The organism is Micromonospora sp. NPDC051196 (genome assembly GCF_040682415.1).
In the GTDB taxonomy this organism is placed as follows: domain Bacteria; phylum Actinomycetota; class Actinomycetes; order Mycobacteriales; family Micromonosporaceae; genus Micromonospora.
Map to the genome: position 1 here is coordinate 157,822 of NZ_JBFBAY010000010.1, position 24,042 is coordinate 181,863.

Genomic DNA, 24,042 nt, shown 5'->3' on the forward strand with positions numbered 1-24,042 from the left:
GATCCGGCCACACACGGCCACCTCAGCGCCCCAACGTCGAACGCAAACCCACCCGCACCAGCGCCGCATGCAACTGCTGGGACAACGCCACCAACTCCCGCGCCGTCTCCGCCGCCCGCGCCCGCGCCGCCGGATCACTCTGCCGCACCAACGGCGTCACCAACTGCGCGAACAAACCGACCTCCCGATCCGCCGCCGTCCGATAACCCCGCAGATGCCGCGGCTGGAACCCGTACGCCGAAAGCCCCGCCACCGCCCGCGCAATGATCAACGCATCGCCGTCGTACCAACCCGGCGGATCCGACACCACCAGCCCGAGCCGCTCCAACTCCCCCAACGTCGACTCGTCGATCCCGCTGCGCGACACCAACTCCGACCGGTCAAGCCGCAACTGACCCGACTCGTGGCCGGCGCCCCGCCCCGGCACCTCACCATCAGGACCCACCGCCACCAACGCCGGCCGGGACCGCTCCGGCACCTCGCCCGTAGCCTCCCACCCCGCCAACTGCTCACGAATCACCCGCAACGGCAGATACTGATCCCGCTGCGCGGTCAACACGAACCGCAACCGCGCAACATCATCCCAGCCGTACTTCCGGTAACCCGCCGCCGTCCGCTGCGGCTCCACCAGGCCCTCAGCCTCAAGAAACCGCAACTTCGAAATGGTCACGTCGGGAAAATCCACCCGCAGCTGGGCCAGCACCTCGCCGATACTCATCAACGGCTGGGCGCGACCCGCCCCGGACGGCGTCGAGGCCGCAGGCTCGTTCACCCCCGGCCGGCCTCGCCCTCAGGGCGCGGACCGGCGATGAACACCACCCGGAACTTGCCGATCTGCACCTCGTCACCGTTGGTCAACGTCGCCGCCTCGACCCGCTCCCGGTTCACATACGTGCCGTTGAGGCTGCCCACATCCCGCACCGTGAACGTCCCACCATCACGGTGGAACTCCGCATGCCGACGCGACACCGTCACATCGTCGAGGAAAATGTCACTGTCCGGGTGCCGCCCACTGGTCGTCACATCATGATCCAGCAGGAACCGGGCACCAGCGTTCGGACCCCGACGGACCACCAGCAGCGCCATCCCCGGCGGCAGCGAACCCGACATCCGGCTCGGCACCACATCGGTGTCCGGCCCCTCCAACGCTTCTTCGAGCGAACCGAGATTGAGCGTCGACGTGACGTCGAGCGGGGGGAACTCGTCGCCTGGGCGAGTCATTGGACCACCTCACGGATCTGTTTCGGTCGGCGTCGGGAGACGGCGGGTCTGGCCGCCGGGCGTACATCCACCCGGCGGCTGGCTCTCCGTGCCCCGAAAGGCTGTCCGCGACGCTCAACAAATGGGTTCTCGGTCGACTGGGCGAGCCTAGCCAGCGCCGAAAAACAGGGCAACCGGACGCGCGGCACAGAAACCGACCCGCCGGCACAGCAAACGCTCAGCTCTCCGTCAACTCGCGATACGCGTCCGCGGTGAGCAGCCCGTCGACCGCCGCCGGATCCGCCGCAGTGATCTCCACCAACCAACCCGACCCGTACGGATCCGTGTTGATCACCTCCGGGGTGTCGGCCAACAACTCGTTGCGCGCCGACACCGTCCCGGCGACCGGGGCGTACAACTCCGACACACTCTTGGTCGACTCGATCTCACCCAACGACTCACCGGCCGCAACCGCCGTCCCGGCCTCCGGCAACTGCACGTACACGATGTCGCCGAGAGCATCCTGCGCGAAATGGGTGATGCCGACCCGCACGGCCCCGCCGTCAGCGACCGACACCCACTCGTGCTCAGCGGTGTAACGCAGATCCTCAGGAATCACCAGCGTCCTCATCCATCGCGACACCGGACCCACCGATGCCGGCCCACCGGCTAACCGACCGGACGGGCGTGTTCCAGCGTTCTGGGCACGTGCAGCGCCGAAACCTCGGCAACCTCACGATCCTCAACGATCACGTTACCGCCGTCCTGCGCCACCGACGCCACCACCCCACCAGGAATGTTCAACCCCGTACGCATCGTCGCCGGATCACCGATCACCGTGATCGTGAACGGACCCGCCAACGGCCGCCCATCCACGATCAACGACCCGTTCTCCCCGTCCAGGAAATACGTCGACGCGACGATCCGCACCGACGCCCGGTCACCACCGGAGATCTGCATCGCCTCCGCACCCGCGCCCCGCAACTCCTGCACCGCGTCCAACACCCGGATCGCCGAGATCGGCTTCGCACCCGCCTGGAACCGCACCGCAAGACCCGGACCCCGCGCCGGCAACGTACCCGCCAGGATCCCCAGCTCATCCGCCCGCCGGGTCGCCTCCTCCAACGCCGCCTGACGCCCCTGCTCACCCGAACGCAACTGCCGCTGACTCTCCTCCAACCCCGAGATGTCCTGCCGCAACCGGATGTCCCGAGCCTCCAGGTCGTACAGAATCCGGACCAGGTCCTCCTGACGAGCCGCCGTCAACGACGAATCCGTCGACGTGGTCTTCAACTGCACCGCCAGCGTGAACCCCAGCAACACCAGCAACACACTGATCATCACCGTCGCCGACCCGAACCGTCGCCAACCCGCCGCCGCTACCGCCACCGCAGTCGACCTCGCCGCCGACGGATCCGCATCCTCAGCCGGCGCATCATCCTCCACCGGCTGCCCCTGCGGCGACAACGGACTCAGCTCATCCGGATCCGGCGCCTGCGGCCGCGGATCCGGCTCACCCGCCGGACCACCCGGCCGAACCGGACCCGCCGGCTGCGGCCAACCCGTACCCGTCTCGGTGTGCTCGTCACTCACGCCACAAACCTACGCCCGGAACAGGTGCCGGCGGATCGCCGCCACGTTACCGAAGATGCGCACACCCAACACGACCACCACACCGGTGGACAACTGCCCACCCACACCCAACTGGTCACCCAGATACACGATCAACGCGGCCACCAGCACATTCGAGATGAACGACACCACGAACTGCTTGTCATCGAAGATGCGGTCCAACTTCGCCCGGACCCCACCGAACACCGCGTCCAGCGCCGCCACCACCGCGATCGGCAGGTACGGCTGCAACGCCGCCGGCACCGTGGGATCCAACCACAGACCGAGCACCACACCGGCCAGCAGAGCCAGCACCGCGATCATCGACCACCTCCGGAGGGACTGGGGGACGTACCCGCGCCGGGCGACCCGTCATCACCCGACGGCGACGCACTCGGACTCACCGCAGGCTCCGCGTAGCGTAGCCGCGGCTCCGGCGCCGCCGGCAAAGTGAGGTCATCGGCGTCGCGCACCTCGAACGACAACCCGGTGTCCTGCGCAACCTTGCGCATCGTCAACGCACTACGACTGGACTCGTACCGCTTACGCATCGACCCCGGACCGATCGCCGACACCTCGTACGGCCCGGTCACCGGCCGGAAGTCCACCAGGATCGCCTGACCCGCGTTACGAATCGTCGACGTCGCCGTCAACCGCTGCCCATTGATCGCGATCGCCTCCGCCCCGGCACCCCACAGATCATTGGCCACCCCCTGCAGGTCGCTGTAGAGCACCTGCGACGGGCCGACGTCGGCCCCGCCAAGGGAAGCCTGATTACTCGGCCCGTCCGCCAGACGGACCACCACACCGTCACCACGCACCCGCCCGAGACCCGTACTGGCCTCCAGGTTGCGCAACCGCGCCGCCTGCGAACCGCCCAGCGCCGCCTCTCGCTGCCGGCTCACCTCCTCGCGCAACTGCTCAGCCCGCGCCGACAACACGTCCGTGTCGGCCTGCCGCTGCTTGATCTGCGCAACCAGCCCGGAGCGGGCCTGCGCACGGCCCGGCTCCTCGGCCGTGGTCTGCCGGTACGCCACCGCGCAGAGGAAACCGAGCAGCACGATCAGCACCAGGCTGACCGGCCCTACCGTCCAGCCGGGTCGAGCCTTGCGCCCACTGCTCGCCCGCGCGGCCGCCGCATCGGCGTAACCCGGGTCCAGCGGATTACGGAACAGCTCGGTGAGGAAGTCCGGGGTGAAGGTCCGCACGCCGCGCCGACCCTCGTCGTCACCCGCGCGCTCGCTCATGCCTCTCCCCGGCCATGTACCGCCCGCACCAGCTGGCGCGCCTGGATCACGTAGAACGCCCCGGCCACCCAGTAGAGCACCAGCCCCCACCACGCCAGGGCCCAGCCCACCGGTCCGGCGACCGTGGTGGTGGCCGACACGGTCGCGGCCAGCAACAGAATCGGGAAGGCCGCGAGCAGGAGGAACGTGGCGGTCTTACCGACGTAGTGCACCGGTGGCGGGCCGTAGCCGTAGCGGCGCAGCACCAGCAGCGACACGAGCAGCAGCAACTCCCGCGCCAGCAGGGCGGCGGTGAACTGCCAGGGCACCACTTCCCGGGCGGTGAAGGCGATCAGAACGGCGAGGATGTACAGCCGGTCGGCGAGCGGGTCGAGCAGCTCGCCGAGGCGACTGACCTGGCGCAGCCGGCGGGCGATCCAACCGTCGACCCAGTCGCTGGTGCCACCGACGGTCAGCACCACGACCGCGGCCACGTCCGCGCGGGCGACGAGGAACAGGTAGAGGAACACCGGTACGCCGGCCAACCGCGCGAAGCTGATCATGTTCGGCACGGTCAGTACGCGTTGGTCTCCACCGGTGTCGGCGGCCTGAAGTTGCTCCGTTCGAGCGGGCCGACGCGACACCGAACCTCCTTCGCGGCACGCCCGGTCGCCGCGGACCGCTGGTCCGCCGGCAGTCGTACCTGCTGTCCTGCCGGCTGGCGCCGGCGCCCCCTGCGATCCCGATCCGGGATCTCCCCTGGCCCTGCCGTCCGCCGTCGATGATCGCGGATCGGCTGAATGCGCTGCCACTATATCGGGCCCCGGTGCGGCTCCCGCTGCGCAGCGGCCGCGTGCTCGGTGCCTCGTGTCGTTGTGACGGTGGTCACCACGCGTACGGCATCCTAGGATGAATGGTCGGCGGGTCGTCGAGGCGGGCAGCGGCAAACCGGCCCCGCCCCGTCAGCCGCTCGCCCGGTCAACGACACCGTGCCAGTCCAGGCACACCACCACCGCGTCGTCCCGCAGGTCGGCGTCGGCGTGGAAGGCCTGCAACTCGCGCATGACCGTACCGACCGCCTCGCTCGGCGGCTGCAGACGAGTGGCGCGCATCGACCGGGCCATCGCCCGCTGCCCGTACGTCTCCCGGCCGCTCGGGTCGGCGCCCCACACCCCGTCGGAGACGACGAACAGTCGGTCCCCCGGATCCAGGTCGAACTGCTGGAGGTCGTAGCGGGTCTCGGCGAACATGCCCAACGGCAGTTGCTGCTCCAGCGCCAACCGGGTGACCGAGCCGCCACGCAACCGCATCAGGTGCGGGGAGCCGGCGTCGACCGCCTGCACCCGACCGGTCACACAATCCAGTTCGAGCAGCACCGTGGCCACGTGCCGATGCCCGCGATGCTGGTAGTAGACCGTGTCGGAGGCGAGTTCGGCCTGTTCCACCAGTCCCCCGCCGGAGCGGCGGGCGTTGCGCATCGCGTTGACCGTCACCGCGGTCAGCAACGCCGCGGCGAGCCCGATGTTGTCGCCGTTGAGCACGGTCACGGTGAGCCGGTTGTCGTCCAGCGACCAGTCGAAATGGTCACCGCTGACCGTGTACGCCGGTTCGAGCTGCCCGGCCAGGTGAAACGCGTCGTGGCTGATGCTGCGCCCCGGCAGCAACTCCCACTGCAACTCGGCCGCCATGCTCAGCCGCTCCCGGCGGCGGGCCCGCCGATACCGGTCGGTCTCCCGGTCGGCGGCGCGCAGGGCCATGGCCACCTCACCGGCGATGTCCGCCGCCCCGGCGGCGACCTCCTCCGACGGCTCCTGCGGCAACTCGACCACCAGCACACCCAGGCGTTCACCCCACACCGTCAGCGGCAGGTAGAGCCGGCAACTGCCCTGGGCGTCACTGCCCCGTACCGGCTGCTGACTGCTGAAGCACCGCTGGACCAGGCTCTGCACGGCCTGACCCGCGACCTGCGGCTGTCGTGAGTCCAGCACCGGCCACAGACCGTTTATCCGGTAGTCGGCGACGAAGACGGCAGTCCCCGACGCGCCCAGCACGGACCGGATGGCCCGGTCAGCGGCCTCCACCACCCGGTCGGGCGGCGCCTCGCGCAGGGCGCGGGAAACCCCCGTGAGCGCATCCGCCATGACCATCCTCCGAAAAATACTTGCCCTGGGGCAAGCATCATACGGAGGCGGGGTAGCCCACGGTCACCCGGCCGACCGCACCGCCACCGCACCGTAGAAGGCGTCGGGCACCTGCTCCGGCGCACCGTCCGGCCGCCAGTGCGGCACCGCGACGATCCCCTCCGGAGTGGGCGTCCACCGCCCCAACAGCGGCGCGAACGCCGCAGGCGTACGCATCCGGAACGCCGGGCCCATCATGGCCAGCGCCTGCGGATGACCGGCCAGCTCCTCGGTGTCGAAGTCGATCGCCAGGTGACTGCCCGCCGCCGTCGCCACGTACAGCTCGTCGAGTGTGCGGGCGAGCGTGTCGTCGTCGAGGAAGGCGGCCAGACCGAGGAACACCACACCCACCGGGCGTCGGCCCCAGCCCGGCACGAAGCGGTGCAGTAACGCCGGATCGATCGTGCCGATGTCGGTGGCGTCACCGAAGCCGTAGCCCGCCCGGTCACTGCCGGCCAGCAGGCGCTGCCCGAGGCGGATGGTGACCGGATCCACATCGGTGTAGAGGACGGTCGCCTCGGTGGCGACCTCGTGCACGTTGCCCATCGTCGGTACACCGCCACCGAAGACCAGGAAACTGTCCACACCGGTCGCGGCGATCGCGCGTACCGCCCGGCCGAGGAAGGCCCGCAACGCCCGGAAAACCGGCGCACACGGCCCGTACGCCTGCTCGAAGGCCCGAGCCGCGGCGACGTCGACCGGGTAGTGATGCTCCCCGCCGAGCCAGAAGTCGATCATCCGTGCCGTACTCGGCTGGTCGGGCTCCACCATCGACGACGCTCCCTCCCCCGGCGGTCGGGGTCAGCGTACCGACATCGGGCCCCTGGCCGGTATCGCCCCGCTGACCAGCGGCGGCCCGCGATACTGACCGAAACCGGTCGCGATGCCAGGTGCAGACGGGGGTGACGGTGGACTCGGTCGAGGCGGCGGTGGTGGTCGGCGTGGACGGTTCCGAGTCCGCGCACGCCGCGGTACGGCTCGCCGCGGCCGAGGCGGCGCGCTGGCACCGACCGCTACGCGTGGTGCACGCCTTCATCTGGCCGTCGCTGCACACCCCGGTCACCCCGGGCACCGACGGCCCGGCCGGCGGCGGGCTGCGCGGCCAGGCGAAACGGCTCGTCACGGCCGCGGTCGACGAGGCGCAGGCCACCGCACCGCACCTGCGGGTCACCGGTGAGATCATCGACGGCGCGCCGACCGGAGTCCTGCTCGACGCGGCCACCGGCGCCGCGCTGCTGGTGCTCGGCGACCGTGGACTGGGTGGGTTCACCGCGCTGGTGGTCGGCTCGGTCGCGGTGACCGTCGCCGCGCACGCGCGGTGTCCGGTACTGGTGGCCCGGGGTACCGTCCGCCCGGACGGGCCGATCGTGGTCGGCGTGGACGGCTCCGAGTTGTCCCGCCGGGCCGTGGAGTTCGCGGTACGGACCGCGGCGCTGCGCGGCGCCACGGTGGTGGCCACCCACGCCTACCGGCACCCCGTCTCCACCGGTCCCGGCGACATGCAACCCCTGGTGTACGACGAGTCGCAGCTACAGGCCGAGGAGGAGCGGGCACTCGCCGAGTCCGTCACCGGGCTGACCGAGCGGTACCCGGACGTACCGATCCGCCGCGAGTCGGTACACGGGCGCGCCCCGAAGGTGCTCACCGAGGCGTCGCGCGCGGCGCAACTGTTGGTGGTGGGGGGTCAGGGGCGCGGCGAGCTGACCGGATTGCTGCTGGGGTCGGTGAGCCGGTCGATGCTGCACCACAGCCACTGTCCGGTCGCGGTCGTCCGCGCCCCCGGCTGAGCCACCGGCGGGGTTGGCCCCGGTCCAGGCGGGTAGACGGGGCGCGTACGCCACCGGCGACCACCAGAGGAGACAGTGATGCCTGGACCGAGGCCCGGCAGTAACGCCTACGACAAGCAACGCGCCCGCCTCCGCAACACCATCGACAACTCCGGTCGGGGCAACGCGGACGAACGGGCCGACGAGGCCGCCAACCGGATCCTGCAGGGCGACCGGGGTCAGCGCGGTATCGCCCGAGGCGAGCGCACCTACGGCCCGAAGGGCAACCGTGAACCAGGTGACCCGAAGTGAAGGTCGCCGCGTTGGCCGACGGGCTGATCGCCGGAGCGGTCGGCAGCACGGCCCTCAACGTCGCCACCTACCTGGACATGGTGGTGCGGGCCCGCCCGGCCAGCCAGAGCCCGCAGGAGAGCGCCGGGCGGGTGGCCGACGTGACGCACCTGGACCTGGGATCGGCAGATCGGGCGGCCAACCGCCGCTCCGGTCTCGGCGCGCTGATGGGTTACGGGCTCGGTGTGGCCGCCGCCGTCGGCTTCGCGGCCTTGACCCGGGGCCGGCGGCAGCCGGTCCTGCGGGCCGCCGCGCTGCTCGGTGGCGGGGCGATGACGCTGTCCGACGGGTCGTTGACCCTGCTCGGCGTCACCGACCCGCGCACCTGGCGGCGCACCGACTGGCTCGCCGACCTGCTCCCGCACATCGCGTACGGGCTGACGGCCGCAGCCACCTGGAACCGGCTGCGGCCGTCGACGACCGGAGGTTAGTCCCGGTCGCTCTCGTCCTCGGCCACCGGCTGCCCGGTCGGCCCGTACGGCGACACCTGTCCACGGGGAACCGGGCGCCCGGCATCCGCCCGGGAGGTGCCACGGTTACGCGGATGGCCGGCCGGGCCAGGTCCCTTGTTGTCCTGGCTCGTGCCGCCCAGGGCGTTGCGACGGAACTCCTGCTGCTGCGGGTTCGTCACGGTCGTCTCCCTTCGCGAGGGTGGCGGGACGCGGCAGTCGACCACGTCCACGAGCCGGCTTACCCGCCGCCGTCGGCGCCATTCCGCACCGGGCACCTCGACCCGGGACTGCTCACCCGCACAGCGGGTACTGCACGACGATGGGTGACCAACGGGCTGTCGCGCGGGCCCTGCTGACCCGCCGCACGTACGCCGAGGAGGCGGGGATCTCCCTCGCCGACCGGCCCGCACCGCTGTACCAGTTGCTGGTGCTGGTGACGCTGCTCAGTACCCGGATCAGGGCGCAGGTGGCGGTGGCCGCCGCCCGGGAACTGTTCGCCGCCGGATACCGCACCGCGGCGGCGATGGAGGCGGCGAGCTGGCAGCAGCGCGTCGACGCGCTCGGCCGCGGCCACTACCGCCGCTACGACGAGCGGACCGCGACGATGCTCGGCACCGGCGCCCGACTCTGCCTGGATCGCTGGCACGGCGACCTGCGCCGGCTGCACCGGCAGGCGGGCGGCGAGCAGGACCAGCTGCGCCGGCTGCTGATCGAGTTCCCCGGGATCGGCCCCACCGGTGCGGACATCTTCCTGCGCGAGGTGCAGACGGTCTGGCCGGAGCTGCGACCGTACGCCGACCGGCGCGCGGTCGCCGGGGCGAGGCGACTCGGTCTGCCCGCCGCCCCGGACCGGCTGGCCGGGCTGGTCGACGAGGTCGAGTTCGGCCGGCTGGCCTCGGCGCTGGTGCGGGTGGCCCTCGGCGAGGAGTCGGCGGGACAGATCAGCCGCAGCGTCGCCACCGGCTGAACGGCGAGTCGCGCGGTCCACCCCGGGGCGGCTGTCATTTGGCCGCGTCGCCGCCGGGCTTGGTCAGATGCCACACCAGCAGCGACGCGAGCAACGCCAGCACCACCAGCCCGCCGGAGAGCCCGCCGCCTTCCTCCGGGGACCGGCCGGTGGTGCCGAAGTAGATCACCGCCAGGCCGGCCAGCACGGCGACCAGCTTGCGGATACCTCGGTCCTTCACAGCTCGCACCATACGATTGCAAGCCGAGATGTTTCCGGCATACGGTGGCAGATCCCTCGACCGGGCGAAGGACGTCAGTCGGACTCCAGGTCGTCAAGCGAGATCTTGTGGCTCATCAGCCAGCGGGCCAGCGCCGACATGCCGAACAACCACAGCGGCGCCGACTCGGTGGTGCCGTTGGTGGCGAAGATGGCGAACCGCAGATCCGGAGCCCGGTACGCCTCGATGCGCCACCGGTGCTGCCGGTCCCGCCAGACCGCGCTCGGGTCCATCCCGTCACGGTAAGCGCTGAAACGGCCCGCCCGTCGAGGGATGCCACCAACCGGGCTCGACCGTCACGGGCTCGCCTCACCCCGTGGCAGCAGCACCATGCGGGTGTCGTCCGGCAACCGGCGGGTACTGCCCTGCCGGTCCAGCAACTCCAACAGCGGCACCGCCACCCGGCGGGTGGTGTCCAGGGCCTGCCGGGCCGAGCTGAGCGTGAACGGTTGAGGCAACGCAGCCAGCACCCGCACGGCCTGCTGCGGTGCACCCGAGGGCAGCAGCACGTTGCCGGTGAGCCGCAGCAGCACACCGGCGCGCACCGCGGCGCCGATCTCCCGCGTACCCAACCCGACGGCGGCGAGCCGGTCGGCTTCGGGGGCGCGGAACGGTCGGGCCGTCAACTCCTCGCCCAGCAGGGCCAACGCGCGGGCCACCGGCTCGGGCAACGCATCGGCGTCGGCCCGGCCGACCCGCCCGGCGACCAACCGCAGCGGCGGCCGCACCAACGCCTCCACCAGAGCCCGGTCCGGCAGGTCGAGACGCTGACGCAACACCTCCACCGGTGCCCCCGGCTCCAGCGGATGCGTCCGGGCGTGCTCGGCGACCGCGTCGACCAGCCGACCGCCCAGCTGTCGCCAGTGCTCCGGATCGGCCAACCAGTCCCCGCACACCGGTGACACGCTCACCGGAACACCTGCCCGACGCAGGTCATCGGCGCGCACCAGGCCCCGACGGCGCAACTCGCCAGCCAGGTCCGCCCGCCCGTCCATGCTCGCCAGGACCGCCGCGCGGGCCGCCGCGGCACCACGGCGGCGCAGCGGCGGCGGGGCGACGTCCAGCACGGTGACCCCACCGGCCACGTGGTGCCGACCGGGATCACGCAGCAACGCCCGGTCACCGACGAGCAACGGCAACGGCCGGACCAGCCGCAGCCGGACCGTGTCCGGCCCCAAGGGGCGTACCCGTACCGGCAGCGCCGCCGAACCGACGTGCAGGGTCAGACTCGCCGGCAGGTCGGCCGCCGGATCGCCGACCAGCTGCACGTCGACCAGATCGGTCATACCGAACCGGCCCGCAGTGAGCAGGGCGTCGCCACGGGCGATCCGATCGCGGGCGATGCCACGCAGGTTGACCGCCACCCGGGCGACCGGGCCCACCTGCTGGCACGGCTGACCGAGGCGGTGCAGACCTCGCACCCGGACCGGTTCGCCACTGCTGGCCAGCACCAGTTCGGTGCCGACCCGCAGCTGCCCGGCACCGAGGGTGCCGGTGACCACGGTGCCGCTGCCGCGCACGGTGAAGCTGCGGTCGACCCACAGCCGTACCGCACCCTCGGTCGAGGGGGTCGGCAGTCGGGCGGCCAGCCGGTCCAGCGCGGCCCGCAACTCGGGCAGCCCGGCACCGGTGACGGCGCTGACCGCGACCGCTTCCACACCACGCAGCGAGGTCGCCGCCAGCTGGGCGCGGGCCTGTCGCAGGACAGGCCCCGGGTCGGCCAGGTCCGCGCGGGTCACCACCAGCAGCCCGTACGCGACCCCGAGCGCGTCCAACGCGGCCAGATGCTCGGCCGACTGCGGCATCCACCCCTCGTCGGCGGCGACCACCACCACGGCGGCGGGTACCGGCCCGACGCCGGCGAGCATGTTCGGCACGAACCGTTCGTGCCCGGGCACGTCGACGAACGCGACGGTGACACCGGAGGGCAGCGTCGTCCAGGCGAATCCGAGGTCGATGGTCATGCCCCGGCGACGCTCCTCGGCCCACCGGTCGGGCTCCATCCCGGTCAACGCCCGCACCAGCGTGGACTTGCCGTGGTCGACGTGCCCGGCGGTGGCCACCACCAGCATGCTCAGTCGTCTCCGGGCACGGCCAGCACGGCAGCGCGTACGGCGTCGTCGGCGTGCTGCGGCACGCAACGCAGATCCAGCAGCAGTCGCCCGTGCGCGACGCGGCCGAGCACCGGTGGCTCGCCGGTGCGCAGCGGACGGGCGTAGCGCTCCGGCAGGCTCAACGCCCACGAGTCCAGTTCCACCCCGGGGGCACCACCACCGCCGACGACCGCCACGGACGGCACCACCTCCACCTTGTGGCCGTCGGCGGCGAGCACGTCCCGCAGCCGCTCGGTCCGCTCCCGCAAACCCGCCGGGTCGGTGTGCAACGCGCAGCGGGTGGGTGTGGCCGGATCACCGAGCGTGGCCGCCAGCGCGGCCATGGTCAGTTTGTCCACCCGCAACGCCCGGGCCAGCGGATGGCGGCGCAACTGCTCGACGAGCCCGGCGCGACCGAGCAGCAGCCCGGCCTGCGGACCGCCGAGCAGTTTGTCGCCGCTCGCGGTGACCAGCGCCGCACCGGCCCGCAAGGTGCTCGCCGCGTCCGGCTCGTCGGGCAGCGACGGTTCCGGCGTGAGCAGCCCGGAGCCGATGTCGACGACGACCGGCACACCGAGCCCGGCCAACGGCCGTACCGGCACGGCCGAGGTGAAGCCACTGACCTGGAAGTTGGACGGGTGCACCTTGAGCACGAACCCGGTGTCCGGGCCGATCGCCGCCGCGTAGTCGGCCAGGGTGGTCCGGTTGGTGGTACCGACCTCCCGCAGCCGGGCCCCGGTGCTGACGATCAGGTCGGGCAGCCGGAACCCGTCGCCGATCTCCACCAGTTCACCTCGGCTGACCACGATCTCCGCGTCGGCGGCCAACGCGGTGGCGGCCAGGAGCAGCGCGGCGGCACCGTTGTTGACCACGTGCACCGCCTCGGCCTGCGGCACGGCGGCGGCGAGAGCGTCCAGCGCGTCACGTCCACGGCGGGCCCGCCGCCCGGTGTCCAGGTCCAGTTCGACGTCGGTGTGCCCGGCGGCGGCCACCACCGCGGCCACCGCCGCGTCGGACAGCGCGGCGCGCCCCAGGTTGGTGTGCAGCAGCACCCCGGTGGCGTTGAGCACGGCCCGCGGCGCGGCCGGCGGCAACGCGGCCAGCGCCGCGTCGCGTACCTGATCGGGGGCGATCTCCCCACGGCGGGCCCGGTCCTGGGCCTGCCGGACGGCGGCCTTGACCCGGTCCCGGCCCAGCTTGACGGCGGCAGCGGCCAGCCGTGGCTCGGCCAACAGCGCATCGGTACGCGGCACCCGGCGCCGCGGGTCGGCGCGACCGTCGCCCATCGGGTCATCTCCTCGCTAGCATTGGCGGAGACGGACGGGAATCGAACCCGCCTGGCCCGGGTCCCGGACCACACCGGTTTTGAAGACCGGGAGGGGCACCAGCCACCTGAACGCCTCCACCGAGCATTTGATCACAGCACGGTGGAGGCGACACCGGGAGGTGGCCGAACGCCACCGGTCCGGGCGCGACCTGAGCCGTCGGGGGACGCTCCTACCGCTGCGGTGTCTCGCCGGCGCGTCGCCGCTCAAGGCGCTCGCGCTGCGGCAGCACCGTGTACCGGGGATCGCGGGCGGAGGCGACACCGGCGCGGAAGACCCCGAACCGGGTGGCCACCGACGCGGCCAGCAACGCCGCACCGGAGAGCACGGCCACGCTCCGGTTCCGCCCGGCCAGCACCGCACCGGCCACCCCGGCGGCGGTCAACGCCCGTCCGGCCCGCAACAGCCAGCCGGCCCGACCGGTCCGGTACGGCTCGCTGAGCAGCCCGAGACGGCTCTCCAGCTGATGTGCGCCGTACAACTCCAAGGCGGCACCGACCACCGCCATCCGCCGCGCCGGGCCCGCCTGGGCCGGCGGCACAGCGATCAAACCCACCCCGGCGCCGCTGGCCAACGCGCTGCCGGCGAAGACCAACGGCAGATGGGGGTACGCCTCATGCCACGACGGTACGGCGGTGTCGGCCAGCAGCACCCCCGTGTACGTGCCCAGGGCCGGCGCGGTCGCCGCCGCCGCCAGCCCGGCGACCCGCCCCACCGGCGGCAACACCCGACGGGCCAGCCCCAGCGGACCCCGCCGCGGCAACAGGGGTGCCACCTCGGCGATGGCGGCCAGCCCGGCGGCCGGACCGTAGGCGGCGAGGATCCAGGTGCCCACCGACATCGGGGAGGTCGGCTTGGCCACCCGCAGCATGTGATGGAACCGCTCCGGTCGACCCAGGTCCTTGACCAGCAGCCCAGTGCTGGCGGTGACCGCGGCCAGGGCGGCGACCCGACCGGCCCGCCGCACCGCCGGACGGCCGGTCAGCTGCCCACCGGCGGCCAGCAACGACGAACCGGCGGCCAGGCCACCGGTGAACAGGTAGGCGGCGATCTCCCAGGTCCACACCGGCGGTTTGAGGATCGGCCGACCGTAGTACGAGGTGAACTCGGCCGGCGGGACCGTCAATCCGGCGTCTCGGCGGTCCCGGAAGCGGCGGAACCGCTCGCCCACCGGCGGTCGCTGACTGCTCACCGTTTCCCTCCGAGGAACGCGACGACCGCACCCGCCGCCATGGCCAACGCGGCCACCCCCGCCCGTTTCCACATATTCGGCAGGTCGCGGGTGGGGACCTGCGGATCCGGTGGCAGACCGTACACCTCGGGCTCGTCGAGCAGGAGGAAGAAAGCGCCGTCACCGCCGACCCCGTCGTCCGGGTCGTGGCCGTAGAGCCGGGCCTCGGGCACCCCCCGCTCGTGCAGCGTGGCGACCCGGGTGGCGGCCCGCTCCCGCAACTCGTCGAGGGGACCGTACTGGATCGACTCGGTGGGGCAGGCCTGCGCGCAGGCCGGCGTCAGGCCCGCACCGATCCGGTCGTAACACAGGGTGCACTTCCAGACCCGGCCGTCGTCGACCCGCCGGTCGATGACCCCGTACGGGCAGGCCGACACGCAGTAGCCGCAGCCGTTGCAGATGTCCTCCTGCACCACCACCGTGCCGAACTCGGTGCGGAACAACGCCCCCGTCGGGCAGACGTCCAGGCAGCCCGCTTGGGTGCAGTGCTTGCACACGTCCGACATCATCAGCCAGCGGAAGTCGCTGCGCCCCTCGGCGGAACCGGTACGCCCCGGCGGCCCGGGTTCCGGCATCCCGAGGAACTGGCTGCCCGCGCTGCTGGCCTCCGGATCGCCGGCGGGCCGGGGTTGTTCGATGAACGCGACATGCCGCCACGAATTCGCGGTCAACGCCCCGGTGTTGTCGTACGACATGCCGAGCAGGTCAAGCCCGGACGTGGGAACCCCGTTCCACTCCTTGCAGGCCACCTCGCACGCCTTGCAGCCGATGCAGACGCTGGTGTCGGTGAAGAAGCCCATCCGCGGCGGCGCGTCGACCCAACCGGCACCCGTCGCCGGGTCCCGCCGCTCGGACCGGTCGTCCCCGTCCACCATCACCGGTCCCCCTCTGCCTCGCCGGGCCGCTCGACCGGCACGTCGACGGTGAGCGCCGACGGTACGCTGCCCGCCACGATGCCGGCCCGGGTGCGGTAATCGTCCACCAGCTCAAGCAACGCCGGCCCGGTGGGTCGGCGGCCCGGGCGCACGTCACACGTACCGATCTTGCTTTCCTGGATCAGCACGTTCGGGTCCAGGGTGATGCCGAACAGGTCGTTGGCCGAGTCGCCGGTGACCAACCCCTCGAACCCGAAGTGGTACGGCAACCACAGCTGGTGGATCACCCGACCGTCCACCCGCAACGGCACCAGCCGGTCGGTGACCAGCACCTTCGCCTCGATCACCGCGCGGGCGCTGACCAGGTGCGCCCAACCCAGGTGGGTCAACCCGGCCAACTCCGCCAACTCCGGCGAAACCTCGACGAACATCTCCGGTTGCAGTTCCGCCAACGGCGCCACCGTACGACTCATCCCGCCGGCGGTGTGATGCTCGGTCAACCGGCTGACCGTGAACACGTACGGGAACACCTGGCTGTGTTCCTGCGGCGGACTCGGATTGATCGAGTTCACCGGATGCCGGTACGTCTTGCGGGTCGGGTTGCCCTGCTGACCGTAGAACGAATTACGCACCGGTGACTCGGCCGGCTCGTAGTGTGTGGGCAGCGGCCCGTCCAACACGCCACTGGGCGCGAACAGCCAGCCCTTGCCGTCGGACTGCATCACGAACGGGTCGTCACCGGCCAACGCCGCCGGACCCGAGGCGCCTTCCGGCGGCCGGTACGACGGTGCCTTCGTCACCTCGAAGTCCGGCACGTCGTGGCCGGTCCACCGGCCCGCCGCCTCGTCCCACCACACGTAGCGTTTGCGTTCGCTCCACGGCCGGCCCTGCGGGTCCGCGGAGGCCCGGTTGTAGAGCATGCGCCGGTTCGCCGGCCACGCCCAACCCCACTCGGCGGCCACCCAGTCCTGCTCGTGGCCGGGCCGACGACGCGCCGCCTGGTTCACCCCGTCGGCGTACACCCCGGCGTAGATCCAGCAGCCGACGGCGGTCGTACCGTCGTCGCGGGCCTCGGCGAAGCTGGCGAGCGGGCGGCCGGTGGCCACGTCGTACCCGTTGATCTCCCGCAGCACCGCCTCGGCGTCCGGCTCGGCGTGCGGACCGTGCGTGGGATAGTCCCAGGCCAGGTCCAGCAGCGCCCGGTCGCGCGGCAGCGGCGACCCGGCCAACTTCTCCCGCAGCTTGCGCCCCAGGTGATAGAAGAACCACAACTCCGAGCGGGCGTCGCCGGGCGGGTCCACGGCCTTCTCCCGCCACTGCAACAACCGCTGGGTCTGGGTGAAGGTGCCCTCCTTCTCCACATGCGAGGCGGCGGGCAGGAAGAAGACCTCGGTCCGACACTCCTGCGGCACGATCTCACCGGTGGCCACCTCAGGGCCGCGCTGCCAGAACGTCGCGCTCTCGATCATGAACAGGTCCCGGACCACCAGCCAGTCCAGGTTCGCCATGCCGAGCCGCTGCGCCCGACCGTGCGCCGAGCCGACCGCCGGATTCTGGCCGAGCAGGAAGTACCCCCTGATCTTCCCGTCGATCATGTCGAGGACCTGCTGGTAGGTGCCGTGGTCACCGGTCAGCCGGGGCAGGTAGTCGTAGCAGAAGTCGTTGTCCGGGGTGGCCGCATCCCCCCAGTACGCCTTGAGCAGGCTCGCCGCGTACGCCCGCGCGTTGCCCCAGAAACCCTTCTGGCCGGGATGGCGGATGGCGTCCACCCAGTCGTCGAAGGTCGGATGCTGCGCGTGGTGCGGCATCGGCAGATAGCCGGGCAGCAGGTTGAACAGGGTGGGGATGTCGGTGGAACCCTGGATGCTGGCATGCCCACGCAACGCCAACACCCCACCACCGGGGCGACCCACGTTACCCAGCAACAACTGGATGATCGCGCCGGTACGGATGTACTGCACCCCGACGCTGTGCTGCGTCCAGCCCACCGAGTAGATCAGGCAACCGGTCCGTTCCCGGCCCGAGTTCTGCGTCCAGGCGCGGGCCAACTCCAGGAACTTCTCCTGCGGCAGACCACAGACCCGCTCCACCATTTCCGGGGTGTAGCGGGCGAAGTGCCGCTTGAGGATCTGGTAGACGCAGCGCGGATGCTGCAGCGTCTCGTCCCGCTCGACCTGCCCGGAGATCGGCGCGCCGTGCGACTCGTGCCGCAGCCCGGCGGCGGTCTCCCGGTCCATCGCCGTGTGACCGCTGCCCGAATCCCGCTCGTGCCCGGCGTACTGCCAGCTGTCCTGCACGTAGGCACCGGTCGCCGGATCGAACCCGGAGAACAGACCGTCGGCGTCCTCGGCGTCGACGTAGTCGTCGCTGACGATCGTCGCCGCGTTGGTGTACGCCAACACGTACTCCCGGAAGTCCAACTCGTTGGTCAGGATGTAGTTGACCACCCCGCCGAGCAGCGCGATGTCGGTGCCCGCCCGGATCGGCAGGTACGTGTCAGCCGACGCGCTGGTCCGGGTGAACCGGGGATCGACATGGAACACCTTCGCCCCACGCTTACGCGCCTCCATCACCCACTGGAAGCCCACCGGGTGGGCCTCGGCCATGTTCGACCCCTGGATGACGATGACGTCAGCGTTCGCCACGTCCTGTTGGAAAACCGTCGCGCCGCCGCGACCGAAGCTGGCCCCCAGACCGGGGACGGTGGCGGAGTGTCAAATACGCGCCTGGTTCTCGATCTGGAGTGCCCCCATCGCGGTGAACAACTTCTTGATGAGGTAGTTCTCCTCGTTGTCCAGCGTCGCCCCGCCGAGGCTGGAGATGCCCAACGTACGGTTCAGCGGGCGACCCTCGGCGTCGACGTCCTCCCAGGTCTCGGCACGCGCCGCGAGAATCCGGTCGGCGATCATGTCCAGCGCCGTGTCGAGGTCCAGGTCCTCCCACTCGGTGGCGTACGGCCTGCGGTAGCGCACCGTCGTCTGCCGCAGCGGACTGGTCACCAGACTCTTGCTCGCCGAACCCTTCGGGCAGAGCCGACCACGGGAGATGGGGCTGTCCGGGTCGCCCTCGATCTGGGTCACCTGGTTGTCGGAGACGTAGACCCGCTGACCACAACCGACCGCACAGTACGGGCAGACGGAGCGGGCCACCCGGTCGGCGTCCTCGGTGCGGGCGGTGAGCCCGGCCGAACGGGCGGACTGCGCCGCCGCGCCCCGACCCAGCGGATCGGTGCCAGTGAGCTGCCGGTAGACCGGCCAGCCCAGCAACACGTCCCGCAGACCCACGCTCGTCACCTCCGTCCCTGACCTTAGGGCAGCCGAACGCGGACGGACACCCGGCCCGGCAGAACCGGGAAACACCACACCGCCCCCGGCCCGTTGTCGGGACCGGGGGCGGCGCGTGGGTGTCGGTGTGCAGGTCGCCTCTCGGCGAGTGGCGCGACGCGGCTCCAGCCGGACGGTATTCCGCGAAGGCAAATTAGGTGAGGCCCGGGGACACTGGATCACACCGACGCTCGGTACAACCGACCCACGCCCCTCCTTGTTCCCACTCGCCGCCCTCTCACTCCCCCTTCCGGTTGGGGGTGTAAGGAAGGGGCCCTTGTTAACGCCTGCGGTAGAGGAAGGGCCCCTTCTTAACGGTCGCTGAAGGGCTGGCGGGTGCCCTCGATCGGAGCGATCTCGGGTGCTCGTTGTCGGGTTCATGCGCTGTTGGCCGGCACCCGGGTTGCGGGTGCCGGCCAACAGCCTTCTCTTCTTGCTCCCCCTGTGGAGGAATGTCTGCGGTCAGCTGTTCCAGTACTTGGTGACCAGGTCGGCGGCCTGCTGCTCCCACTGGGCGTAGTGGTCCGGGTAGGCCGACACCTGGACGGTCTGGGCGGCCTTGGTCAGCGGCATGTCCTGCCAACCGTCAACCTGCTTCAAACCCTTCAGGAACGCGGTGGTGGAGTACTCCGGGTCGGTGATCTGCTCGACCGTGCCCCAACCACTGGACGGACGCTGCTGGAACAGACCCTGCGAGTCGTGGTCGTTACGGTCACCGAGGTGACCCAGGTTCTCCAGCTTCGACTCCTGCAACGCGGTGGCGATGGACACGACGGCGGCACGCTCGTCCATACCGGCCTTCTTCGTCGCCGCGATGATCGCCTTCGTGTTCGCCACCTGCTCATCGTTCAGATCGATGCGCGACTGGGCACCCTGCACACCATGCGGGATCAACTTGCTCGTGTCCGGCTTACCAGCCTGCACGGCCACAGGGCCCGCCTTCACCGGCGCGGCGTCGGCCTGGGCGGCCACGGGGCCGGCGAACACGCCACCGGCGAAAGCCAGACCAGCAATACCCAGAACACTCTTACGCAGCAGCTTCGAGTTCATGACCAAGCTCCATTCGGGGGTAGACACACACCACCAAAAGGGGGGAAAACGAACACAGGTGTGTGTGCAAACGCCGTCAGGCGCCACAAGGACAAAGGGGGAAGATCACCGGCTGGCCTGCAAGGCCGGGGGGCCTTCGCGGCGCCGGGACCATGTACAACGACCGACCACCCACCATCATTCCCGGGGGATCTGGTCGGCTCGGACCCTGAGGCTCAGAGCCCTGGCCCCTATCGGCCCGGGCGTCTGGGTCCGGGACCATGGGGGCCACACCTCAAGGGATAAGCCGCCCTGCTCGGTCCGTCAGTCGATACAACGCCCCGACCCCCTCACGGATTCCGCCACCGGCTGACCGACCGAACCCCAGAACCGGACATCCGGGCGATCAGCGGACAGGCGAACCGAGCCGTCGCAACATGGCTGACCGGCGCCGTACCGCCGAAACGGCGGGGTGCGCGACGGTGGGAAACCGCCATTCCGGCGCAACGCAGTCGATCACCGCGGGTACGGTCCGGGGTGAATGAAGCGGACAGATCTGGCTTCGGGGAAGCTACGCGAAGTCCTCCGTCCGGCCGAAGCGGGGGTCACCCTGACCGCAGGCGAGCACCGCACCCGTCACGACCGGCTTGGCGTACCTCGTCGACGGTCAGATCGTCGCGCCGGGATGCAGCTTGGACAGCTTGTCCCGGCTCGCGTCCCAGCGTTCGTGGGCTTCGGTCAGTGCCTTCTGCCAGGACGCGGCCTGCTTGGTCTGCTCGGCCAGGGCCTCATTCACCTCGGCGAGGTGCGCCGAGAAGTCCTTGTCGGCGTCGGCGACCTTGCGGACGTCCGTGGCCGACAGGACCTTGCCAAGGTCGGCGCGGGCAGCGGCCGCCACCCGCAGGTCGTGGGCGACCACCTCGATTGTCTTTCGCGGCATCGTCGGTCTCCTCAGACGATCGGATTGAGGGGGGCCCACGGCGCCTGCAGCGGCGACCCGTTGACCTGTATGCCGCCGGTGGTCAGGTTGCCGACGACGGCGGCGGCGTCCGCTTCGCCAGTCGAGTCCTTGCCGACCGTGACCGTCATCGACGGGTAACCGCCCTGGACACGGTTGCCGTGCACCGCCGCGGTCGCCCCGGTCAGCCGGACGACGATCTGCTTGGCGTCGCCCGGCTGGGCGCAGCGGTTGCCGCTCACCAGCACGTCCCCCGAGGTCTGTACGACGACGGCCACGTCGTCGGCCCCGCCGTGCAGCGTGTTGCCGGTCAGCTCGACGTGGCCCTGCATGTCCTCCTGCAGATAGGCGAAGTTGCCGGCGAACGACACTCGCCCGGAGGCCGAGTCCATCACGCGCACTCCCCCGGCCGCCTGATTCACATCGTTGACCATGGCCAGCGCGGTCCAGCCGGACCGGGCGACCGGTGCCGGGGCGCCGCTGAGCACGATGTTCTCGGCGACGAGCGCGGTGCCCTGCCAGCCGCCGCAGATGATGCCGTAGGCGTTACTGACGGCCGCCTTCGGGCTGCCCACCCGGTTGACGGTGTTGCCGGAGATGCGGACCTCGCAGTTGGTGGCGGCCATGATGCCGTAGAGGCGCCTACCCCGGCCCGCGTCGGCCTCGTCGGCGGCGAGCCCGTCGACGGTGTTGCCGACAACGGCGCCGTCCGCGGCACCGATGACGGCGATGCCGATCGTCATGCCCGCCTGGCTGAACAGTCCGGCTGCCAGGCGGGACGACGCGGCCGAGGTTGTGGGCCCGCCCGCGATGGCGGGGCCGAGCGCGATGGTTTCCTCGTCGGCGGCGGCTGCCGTACGCCGTCGGCCCGCCGTGGCCCGGGCGGCGGCGAAGTTGCCCTCATCGACCGGGTGCAGGTCCAGGACCTGGTTGTTGTCGACGGCGATGTGGCCACTGACGGTGCGGCCGGTCGACTGTACGAGGATGCCTGCCGCGCACTCCCGCACGACGTTCTGCTTCACGATCGCGCTACGCAACGGCGCCACCACGACAATGCCGGCGTTGCCGAATTCGCTGACCTTGTTGGCCAGCACGTGCAACACACCGTCCAGGGTGTCCGGGGGGCCGGTGTCGGCCTCGATGCCCGGGTGGCCGGTACGACGGTCGGTGCAGATGACGGTGTTGTCGCAGATCCGGGCGCGGCTGCCGGTCAGGATGCCGCCGCCGCGCACCTCCATGATGTTGCCGCTGATCACGAGGTCGCCGTCGAGTTCGGCGACGTCCTGCAGGATCAGGCCGGTCGCGGTGATCGCCCGATCGGCGCAGTCGCTGAAGGTGTTGCCGGTGATCGCGGCCAGCCCGTCGTGCTGGATGACCCGCTCCGCGGAGGCCGCGAAGTCGATGCCGCGCAGGTCGGTGCCGAAGAGGTTGTCCCGGATCGACAGACCGTAGGTGAGCAGACCCGACTCCCTGCCGCCGACTGCGGCCAGGGCTTCGATGCCGGTCAGCGACTGGAACAGGCAGCCGGTGATGGACAGGAAGCGGTTCCGCCCGGCCAGACCGATGCCGGCGCCCTTGCGCTGGACCAGCCGCAGGTGCTCGATCCGGATCAGAGTGTTCGCGCCGGTCAGCGTGATGGCGGGCTGCTCGGCCTGACCGGCGACCGAGAAGTCGGACAGGACCACGTCCTGGCAGTACGCGAGGTCGATGCCGACGTCGCGGGCCAGCAGCCGGCTGTCGGCGCCCGCCCCGACCAGCCGCAGCGAACGGGCCTCGTGCAGCTTGATCGGCTCGTCGAGCGGGTAGTCGCCCGGACAGAGCCGGACGGTGCCGCCGCCGCGCTGGCGGATCTTCTCGATGGCGTCCTGGACGGTCAGCGAGCCGTCCGCGTGCGACTGCGGCGTCACGCAGATCTCGCAGTCGCAGCTGTCACCGGTCGCGACCGGCCAGTCGGGCCGGCAGTCGGACTGGACGCTGCCGGGCATCGTGACCAGCGCGAGCCTGGCGAAGTGCTGGTGAACACCCAGCGGCGGGGCGGCGACCAGCTGCTCCAGCGACTCCTCGGGGGTGGGTGCGGTGGCCCGGGCCGCGAACACCCAGTGGTCGCCGGGGCGCGGCTTGCCGGTGCCGGTGAAGCTGAACGAGACGGTGATGCCGTGTTCCAGCGCGACCGCCGATCCGTCCGTCGGGACGGTGAGAAGCGGCGAGTCCCATTTGCGTACGCGCAGGTGGTGTGTGGACGGTACGAGGTCGCCGGGCAGCGCGCCGGCGAACGTGATCGTCGAGGTCGCGGCGTCGACGGTGACCTGGCGTAGCTCCCCGGGAAGGTGGTTGAGCTCGCGGCGGTCGTCGGTGATCTCGACCCAGTCGTTGTCCTTGATCCGCAGCACGTCGTCGCGGCCGAGGGTGTCCAGGCGCAGCTCGGTGGCGGTGACGAAGGTGGCGGCGCTGGCCACGGTCGCGTTGTCACGCGACCAGAGGAACTGCGTCGGCGAGTACAGCTCGACTCGGTACAGCTGGTTCTCGGGCCCGCGGTAGCCCTTGCCGGGTGGGATCTCGCAAGGGTCGTCGGCCGGGTCGACGTCGACGGTGCCGGTGGTCAGCCGGGCCGATGACGGGGCGGTCAGCTCGTTCCAGGACGGGATGTCCGACCCGCAGGACACGTCGGTGCCGACGCCCTTGAGCAGGCGTACCTGCCAGGCGATCTGGGTGCGGATCGAGGTGTCGACGCCGATCGCGCTCTCGATCAGGTCCGGGGTGTTCAGGTGGGTGCGTTCGCGCTCCCACACCTGCAGGTAGGCCAGGTGTGTCCCGCTGGTGGGCAGCTTCTCCGGGGTGGGCCAGTAGGGCTGCCTGTCGTAGGCGACCGCTCCGGTCCCGTTCGGCTCGGCCAGGACCGGGTCGAAGGCCGGGGTGTCGCCGTGGTTCTCGACGAGGATGCCGTCGACGTACATCCGCCCGGCACCGATGGAGAGCGCGCCGCCGGCAACGGAGATCGCGAACGCCTGGGGGGTCAGCCGCGAGACGATCGTCGGTGCTGGCGCCAGGTCGGCCACCTGGGCCCGCCGACGCCGGTCGGTGATCGCGTGTTCCTCGTTGAGCTCGGCGTCCACCACCAGTCGGCCCTGCTCGAAGCCGACGCCGCTGTAGTCACGCTGCGGATCGAACCGCACCCTGCTGAGGTCAGCACCCATGT

At 71.2% G+C, this 24,042-nt stretch carries 24 protein-coding genes and 1 tRNA gene; 4 read left to right on the top strand and 21 right to left on the bottom strand.

Translation table 11 applies throughout. The features are described from left to right. Positions 1-22: 22 nt before the first annotated feature. From AB0M35_RS20145 to AB0M35_RS20185, 9 genes are all read right to left on the bottom strand, one after another. Positions 23-718, bottom strand: coding sequence for a MerR family transcriptional regulator (locus AB0M35_RS20145; RefSeq protein ID WP_363747191.1), 696 nt, complete (start codon positions 716-718; stop codon positions 23-25). A gap of 50 nt (positions 719-768) precedes the next feature. Beyond that, complete coding sequence (locus tag AB0M35_RS20150) at positions 769-1,221, bottom strand: FHA domain-containing protein (RefSeq protein ID WP_013733916.1); 453 nt, start codon at positions 1,219-1,221, stop codon at positions 769-771. A 217-nt stretch (positions 1,222-1,438) separates the two neighbouring features. After that, positions 1,439-1,819, bottom strand: a complete 381-nt coding sequence (gene gcvH / locus AB0M35_RS20155; RefSeq protein ID WP_363747074.1) for a glycine cleavage system protein GcvH — start codon at positions 1,817-1,819, stop codon at positions 1,439-1,441. Between the two features lie 50 nt (positions 1,820-1,869). Next, positions 1,870-2,793, bottom strand: coding sequence for a DUF881 domain-containing protein (locus AB0M35_RS20160; RefSeq protein WP_363747075.1), 924 nt, complete (start codon positions 2,791-2,793; stop codon positions 1,870-1,872). Positions 2,794-2,802: 9 nt separating this feature from the next. Beyond that, the gene (locus tag AB0M35_RS20165) at positions 2,803-3,135 is read right to left on the bottom strand and encodes a small basic family protein (protein ID WP_013733919.1); all 333 of its coding nucleotides are present in this window, start codon (positions 3,133-3,135) and stop codon (positions 2,803-2,805) included. Continuing rightward, positions 3,132-4,058 (bottom strand): DUF881 domain-containing protein, encoded by a 927-nt coding sequence (locus AB0M35_RS20170; RefSeq protein WP_363747076.1) that lies wholly within the window; start codon positions 4,056-4,058, stop codon positions 3,132-3,134. The genes AB0M35_RS20165 and AB0M35_RS20170 overlap by 4 nt, the downstream gene beginning before the upstream one ends. Then, complete coding sequence (locus AB0M35_RS20175; RefSeq protein WP_363747077.1) at positions 4,055-4,681, bottom strand: CDP-alcohol phosphatidyltransferase family protein; 627 nt, start codon at positions 4,679-4,681, stop codon at positions 4,055-4,057. Before AB0M35_RS20175 ends, AB0M35_RS20170 begins: the two co-directional genes overlap by 4 nt. 318 nt (positions 4,682-4,999) lie before the next feature. Continuing rightward, complete coding sequence (locus AB0M35_RS20180) at positions 5,000-6,178, bottom strand: PP2C family protein-serine/threonine phosphatase (RefSeq protein WP_363747078.1); 1,179 nt, start codon at positions 6,176-6,178, stop codon at positions 5,000-5,002. A gap of 63 nt (positions 6,179-6,241) precedes the next feature. After that, positions 6,242-6,988 carry an SAM-dependent methyltransferase gene (locus AB0M35_RS20185; RefSeq protein ID WP_363747079.1) on the bottom strand — a complete coding sequence of 249 codons (747 nt, stop codon included), beginning with the start codon at positions 6,986-6,988 and terminating at the stop codon, positions 6,242-6,244. Between the two features lie 137 nt (positions 6,989-7,125). Here AB0M35_RS20185 and AB0M35_RS20190 point away from each other — a divergent pair, with 137 nt between their 5' ends. From AB0M35_RS20190 to AB0M35_RS20200, 3 genes are all read left to right on the top strand, one after another. Continuing rightward, the gene (locus AB0M35_RS20190) at positions 7,126-8,004 is read left to right on the top strand and encodes a universal stress protein (protein ID WP_363747192.1); all 879 of its coding nucleotides are present in this window, start codon (positions 7,126-7,128) and stop codon (positions 8,002-8,004) included. A 78-nt stretch (positions 8,005-8,082) separates the two neighbouring features. Then, a complete protein-coding gene (locus AB0M35_RS20195; RefSeq protein ID WP_363747080.1) occupies positions 8,083-8,295 on the top strand; it encodes a phosphatidylethanolamine-binding protein in 213 nt (70 codons plus the stop codon). Next, positions 8,292-8,765 (top strand): hypothetical protein, encoded by a 474-nt coding sequence (locus tag AB0M35_RS20200; RefSeq protein WP_363747081.1) that lies wholly within the window; start codon positions 8,292-8,294, stop codon positions 8,763-8,765. Before AB0M35_RS20195 ends, AB0M35_RS20200 begins: the two co-directional genes overlap by 4 nt. On the opposite strand, the gene AB0M35_RS20205 is transcribed toward AB0M35_RS20200, so the two are convergent. Continuing rightward, positions 8,762-8,965, bottom strand: a complete 204-nt coding sequence (locus AB0M35_RS20205) for a hypothetical protein (RefSeq protein WP_363747082.1) — start codon at positions 8,963-8,965, stop codon at positions 8,762-8,764. The two genes, AB0M35_RS20200 and AB0M35_RS20205, sit on opposite strands and share 4 nt — an antisense overlap. A gap of 140 nt (positions 8,966-9,105) precedes the next feature. On the opposite strand from AB0M35_RS20205, the gene AB0M35_RS20210 reads away from it, so the two are divergent. After that, the gene (locus tag AB0M35_RS20210) at positions 9,106-9,753 is read left to right on the top strand and encodes a hypothetical protein (RefSeq protein ID WP_363747083.1); all 648 of its coding nucleotides are present in this window, start codon (positions 9,106-9,108) and stop codon (positions 9,751-9,753) included. Positions 9,754-9,787: 34 nt separating this feature from the next. On the opposite strand, the gene AB0M35_RS20215 is transcribed toward AB0M35_RS20210, so the two are convergent. From AB0M35_RS20215 to AB0M35_RS20265, 11 genes are all read right to left on the bottom strand, one after another. Next, positions 9,788-9,973: a hypothetical protein gene (locus AB0M35_RS20215; protein WP_363747195.1), complete on the bottom strand. Its 186-nt coding sequence runs from the start codon at positions 9,971-9,973 to the stop codon at positions 9,788-9,790. A gap of 74 nt (positions 9,974-10,047) precedes the next feature. Continuing rightward, on the bottom strand, positions 10,048-10,245 hold the full coding sequence (locus tag AB0M35_RS20220) for a hypothetical protein (RefSeq protein ID WP_363747084.1): 198 nt from the start codon (positions 10,243-10,245) through the stop codon (positions 10,048-10,050). A 63-nt stretch (positions 10,246-10,308) separates the two neighbouring features. Beyond that, positions 10,309-12,084: a selenocysteine-specific translation elongation factor gene (gene selB, locus AB0M35_RS20225; RefSeq protein WP_363747085.1), complete on the bottom strand. Its 1,776-nt coding sequence runs from the start codon at positions 12,082-12,084 to the stop codon at positions 10,309-10,311. A gap of 2 nt (positions 12,085-12,086) precedes the next feature. Then, positions 12,087-13,391: an L-seryl-tRNA(Sec) selenium transferase gene (gene selA / locus AB0M35_RS20230; RefSeq protein ID WP_363747086.1), complete on the bottom strand. Its 1,305-nt coding sequence runs from the start codon at positions 13,389-13,391 to the stop codon at positions 12,087-12,089. A gap of 22 nt (positions 13,392-13,413) precedes the next feature. Further along, positions 13,414-13,509, bottom strand: a tRNA-Sec gene (locus AB0M35_RS20235). A gap of 93 nt (positions 13,510-13,602) precedes the next feature. Then, a complete protein-coding gene (gene nrfD, locus AB0M35_RS20240; RefSeq protein WP_363747087.1) occupies positions 13,603-14,622 on the bottom strand; it encodes an NrfD/PsrC family molybdoenzyme membrane anchor subunit in 1,020 nt (339 codons plus the stop codon). Next, complete coding sequence (locus AB0M35_RS20245) at positions 14,619-15,536, bottom strand: 4Fe-4S dicluster domain-containing protein (protein WP_363747088.1); 918 nt, start codon at positions 15,534-15,536, stop codon at positions 14,619-14,621. The genes nrfD and AB0M35_RS20245 overlap by 4 nt, the downstream gene beginning before the upstream one ends. After that, positions 15,536-18,820, bottom strand: a complete 3,285-nt coding sequence (gene fdh, locus AB0M35_RS20250) for a formate dehydrogenase (protein ID WP_363747089.1) — start codon at positions 18,818-18,820, stop codon at positions 15,536-15,538. Before fdh ends, AB0M35_RS20245 begins: the two co-directional genes overlap by 1 nt. Before the next feature lie 501 nt (positions 18,821-19,321). Beyond that, positions 19,322-19,909 (bottom strand): hypothetical protein, encoded by a 588-nt coding sequence (locus tag AB0M35_RS20255; protein ID WP_363747090.1) that lies wholly within the window; start codon positions 19,907-19,909, stop codon positions 19,322-19,324. A 646-nt stretch (positions 19,910-20,555) separates the two neighbouring features. Further along, entirely contained in the window at positions 20,556-20,828 is a 273-nt protein-coding gene (locus tag AB0M35_RS20260) for a hypothetical protein (protein WP_363747091.1), read from the bottom strand. Positions 20,829-20,839: 11 nt separating this feature from the next. After that, complete coding sequence (locus tag AB0M35_RS20265) at positions 20,840-24,040, bottom strand: DUF6519 domain-containing protein (protein WP_363747092.1); 3,201 nt, start codon at positions 24,038-24,040, stop codon at positions 20,840-20,842. Positions 24,041-24,042 lie beyond the last annotated feature (2 nt).

Coding starts and splice junctions, on each gene's coding strand:
- selB (WP_363747085.1), bottom strand. CDS start 12,084: ATGCTGGTGGTGGCCACCGCCGGGCACGTCGACCACGGCAAGTCCACG.
- AB0M35_RS20210 (WP_363747083.1), top strand. CDS start 9,106: ATGGGTGACCAACGGGCTGTCGCGCGGGCCCTGCTGACCCGCCGCACG.
- AB0M35_RS20180 (WP_363747078.1), bottom strand. CDS start 6,178: ATGGCGGATGCGCTCACGGGGGTTTCCCGCGCCCTGCGCGAGGCGCCG.
- AB0M35_RS20265 (WP_363747092.1), bottom strand. CDS start 24,040: ATGGGTGCTGACCTCAGCAGGGTGCGGTTCGATCCGCAGCGTGACTAC.
- AB0M35_RS20165 (WP_013733919.1), bottom strand. CDS start 3,135: ATGATCGCGGTGCTGGCTCTGCTGGCCGGTGTGGTGCTCGGTCTGTGG.
- AB0M35_RS20195 (WP_363747080.1), top strand. CDS start 8,083: ATGCCTGGACCGAGGCCCGGCAGTAACGCCTACGACAAGCAACGCGCC.
- AB0M35_RS20220 (WP_363747084.1), bottom strand. CDS start 10,245: ATGGACCCGAGCGCGGTCTGGCGGGACCGGCAGCACCGGTGGCGCATC.
- AB0M35_RS20245 (WP_363747088.1), bottom strand. CDS start 15,536: ATGGTGGACGGGGACGACCGGTCCGAGCGGCGGGACCCGGCGACGGGT.
- AB0M35_RS20150 (WP_013733916.1), bottom strand. CDS start 1,221: ATGACTCGCCCAGGCGACGAGTTCCCCCCGCTCGACGTCACGTCGACG.
- AB0M35_RS20260 (WP_363747091.1), bottom strand. CDS start 20,828: ATGCCGCGAAAGACAATCGAGGTGGTCGCCCACGACCTGCGGGTGGCG.
- AB0M35_RS20145 (WP_363747191.1), bottom strand. CDS start 718: ATGAGTATCGGCGAGGTGCTGGCCCAGCTGCGGGTGGATTTTCCCGAC.
- AB0M35_RS20255 (WP_363747090.1), bottom strand. CDS start 19,909: ATGAACTCGAAGCTGCTGCGTAAGAGTGTTCTGGGTATTGCTGGTCTG.
- AB0M35_RS20170 (WP_363747076.1), bottom strand. CDS start 4,058: ATGAGCGAGCGCGCGGGTGACGACGAGGGTCGGCGCGGCGTGCGGACC.
- AB0M35_RS20185 (WP_363747079.1), bottom strand. CDS start 6,988: ATGGTGGAGCCCGACCAGCCGAGTACGGCACGGATGATCGACTTCTGG.
- selA (WP_363747086.1), bottom strand. CDS start 13,391: ATGGGCGACGGTCGCGCCGACCCGCGGCGCCGGGTGCCGCGTACCGAT.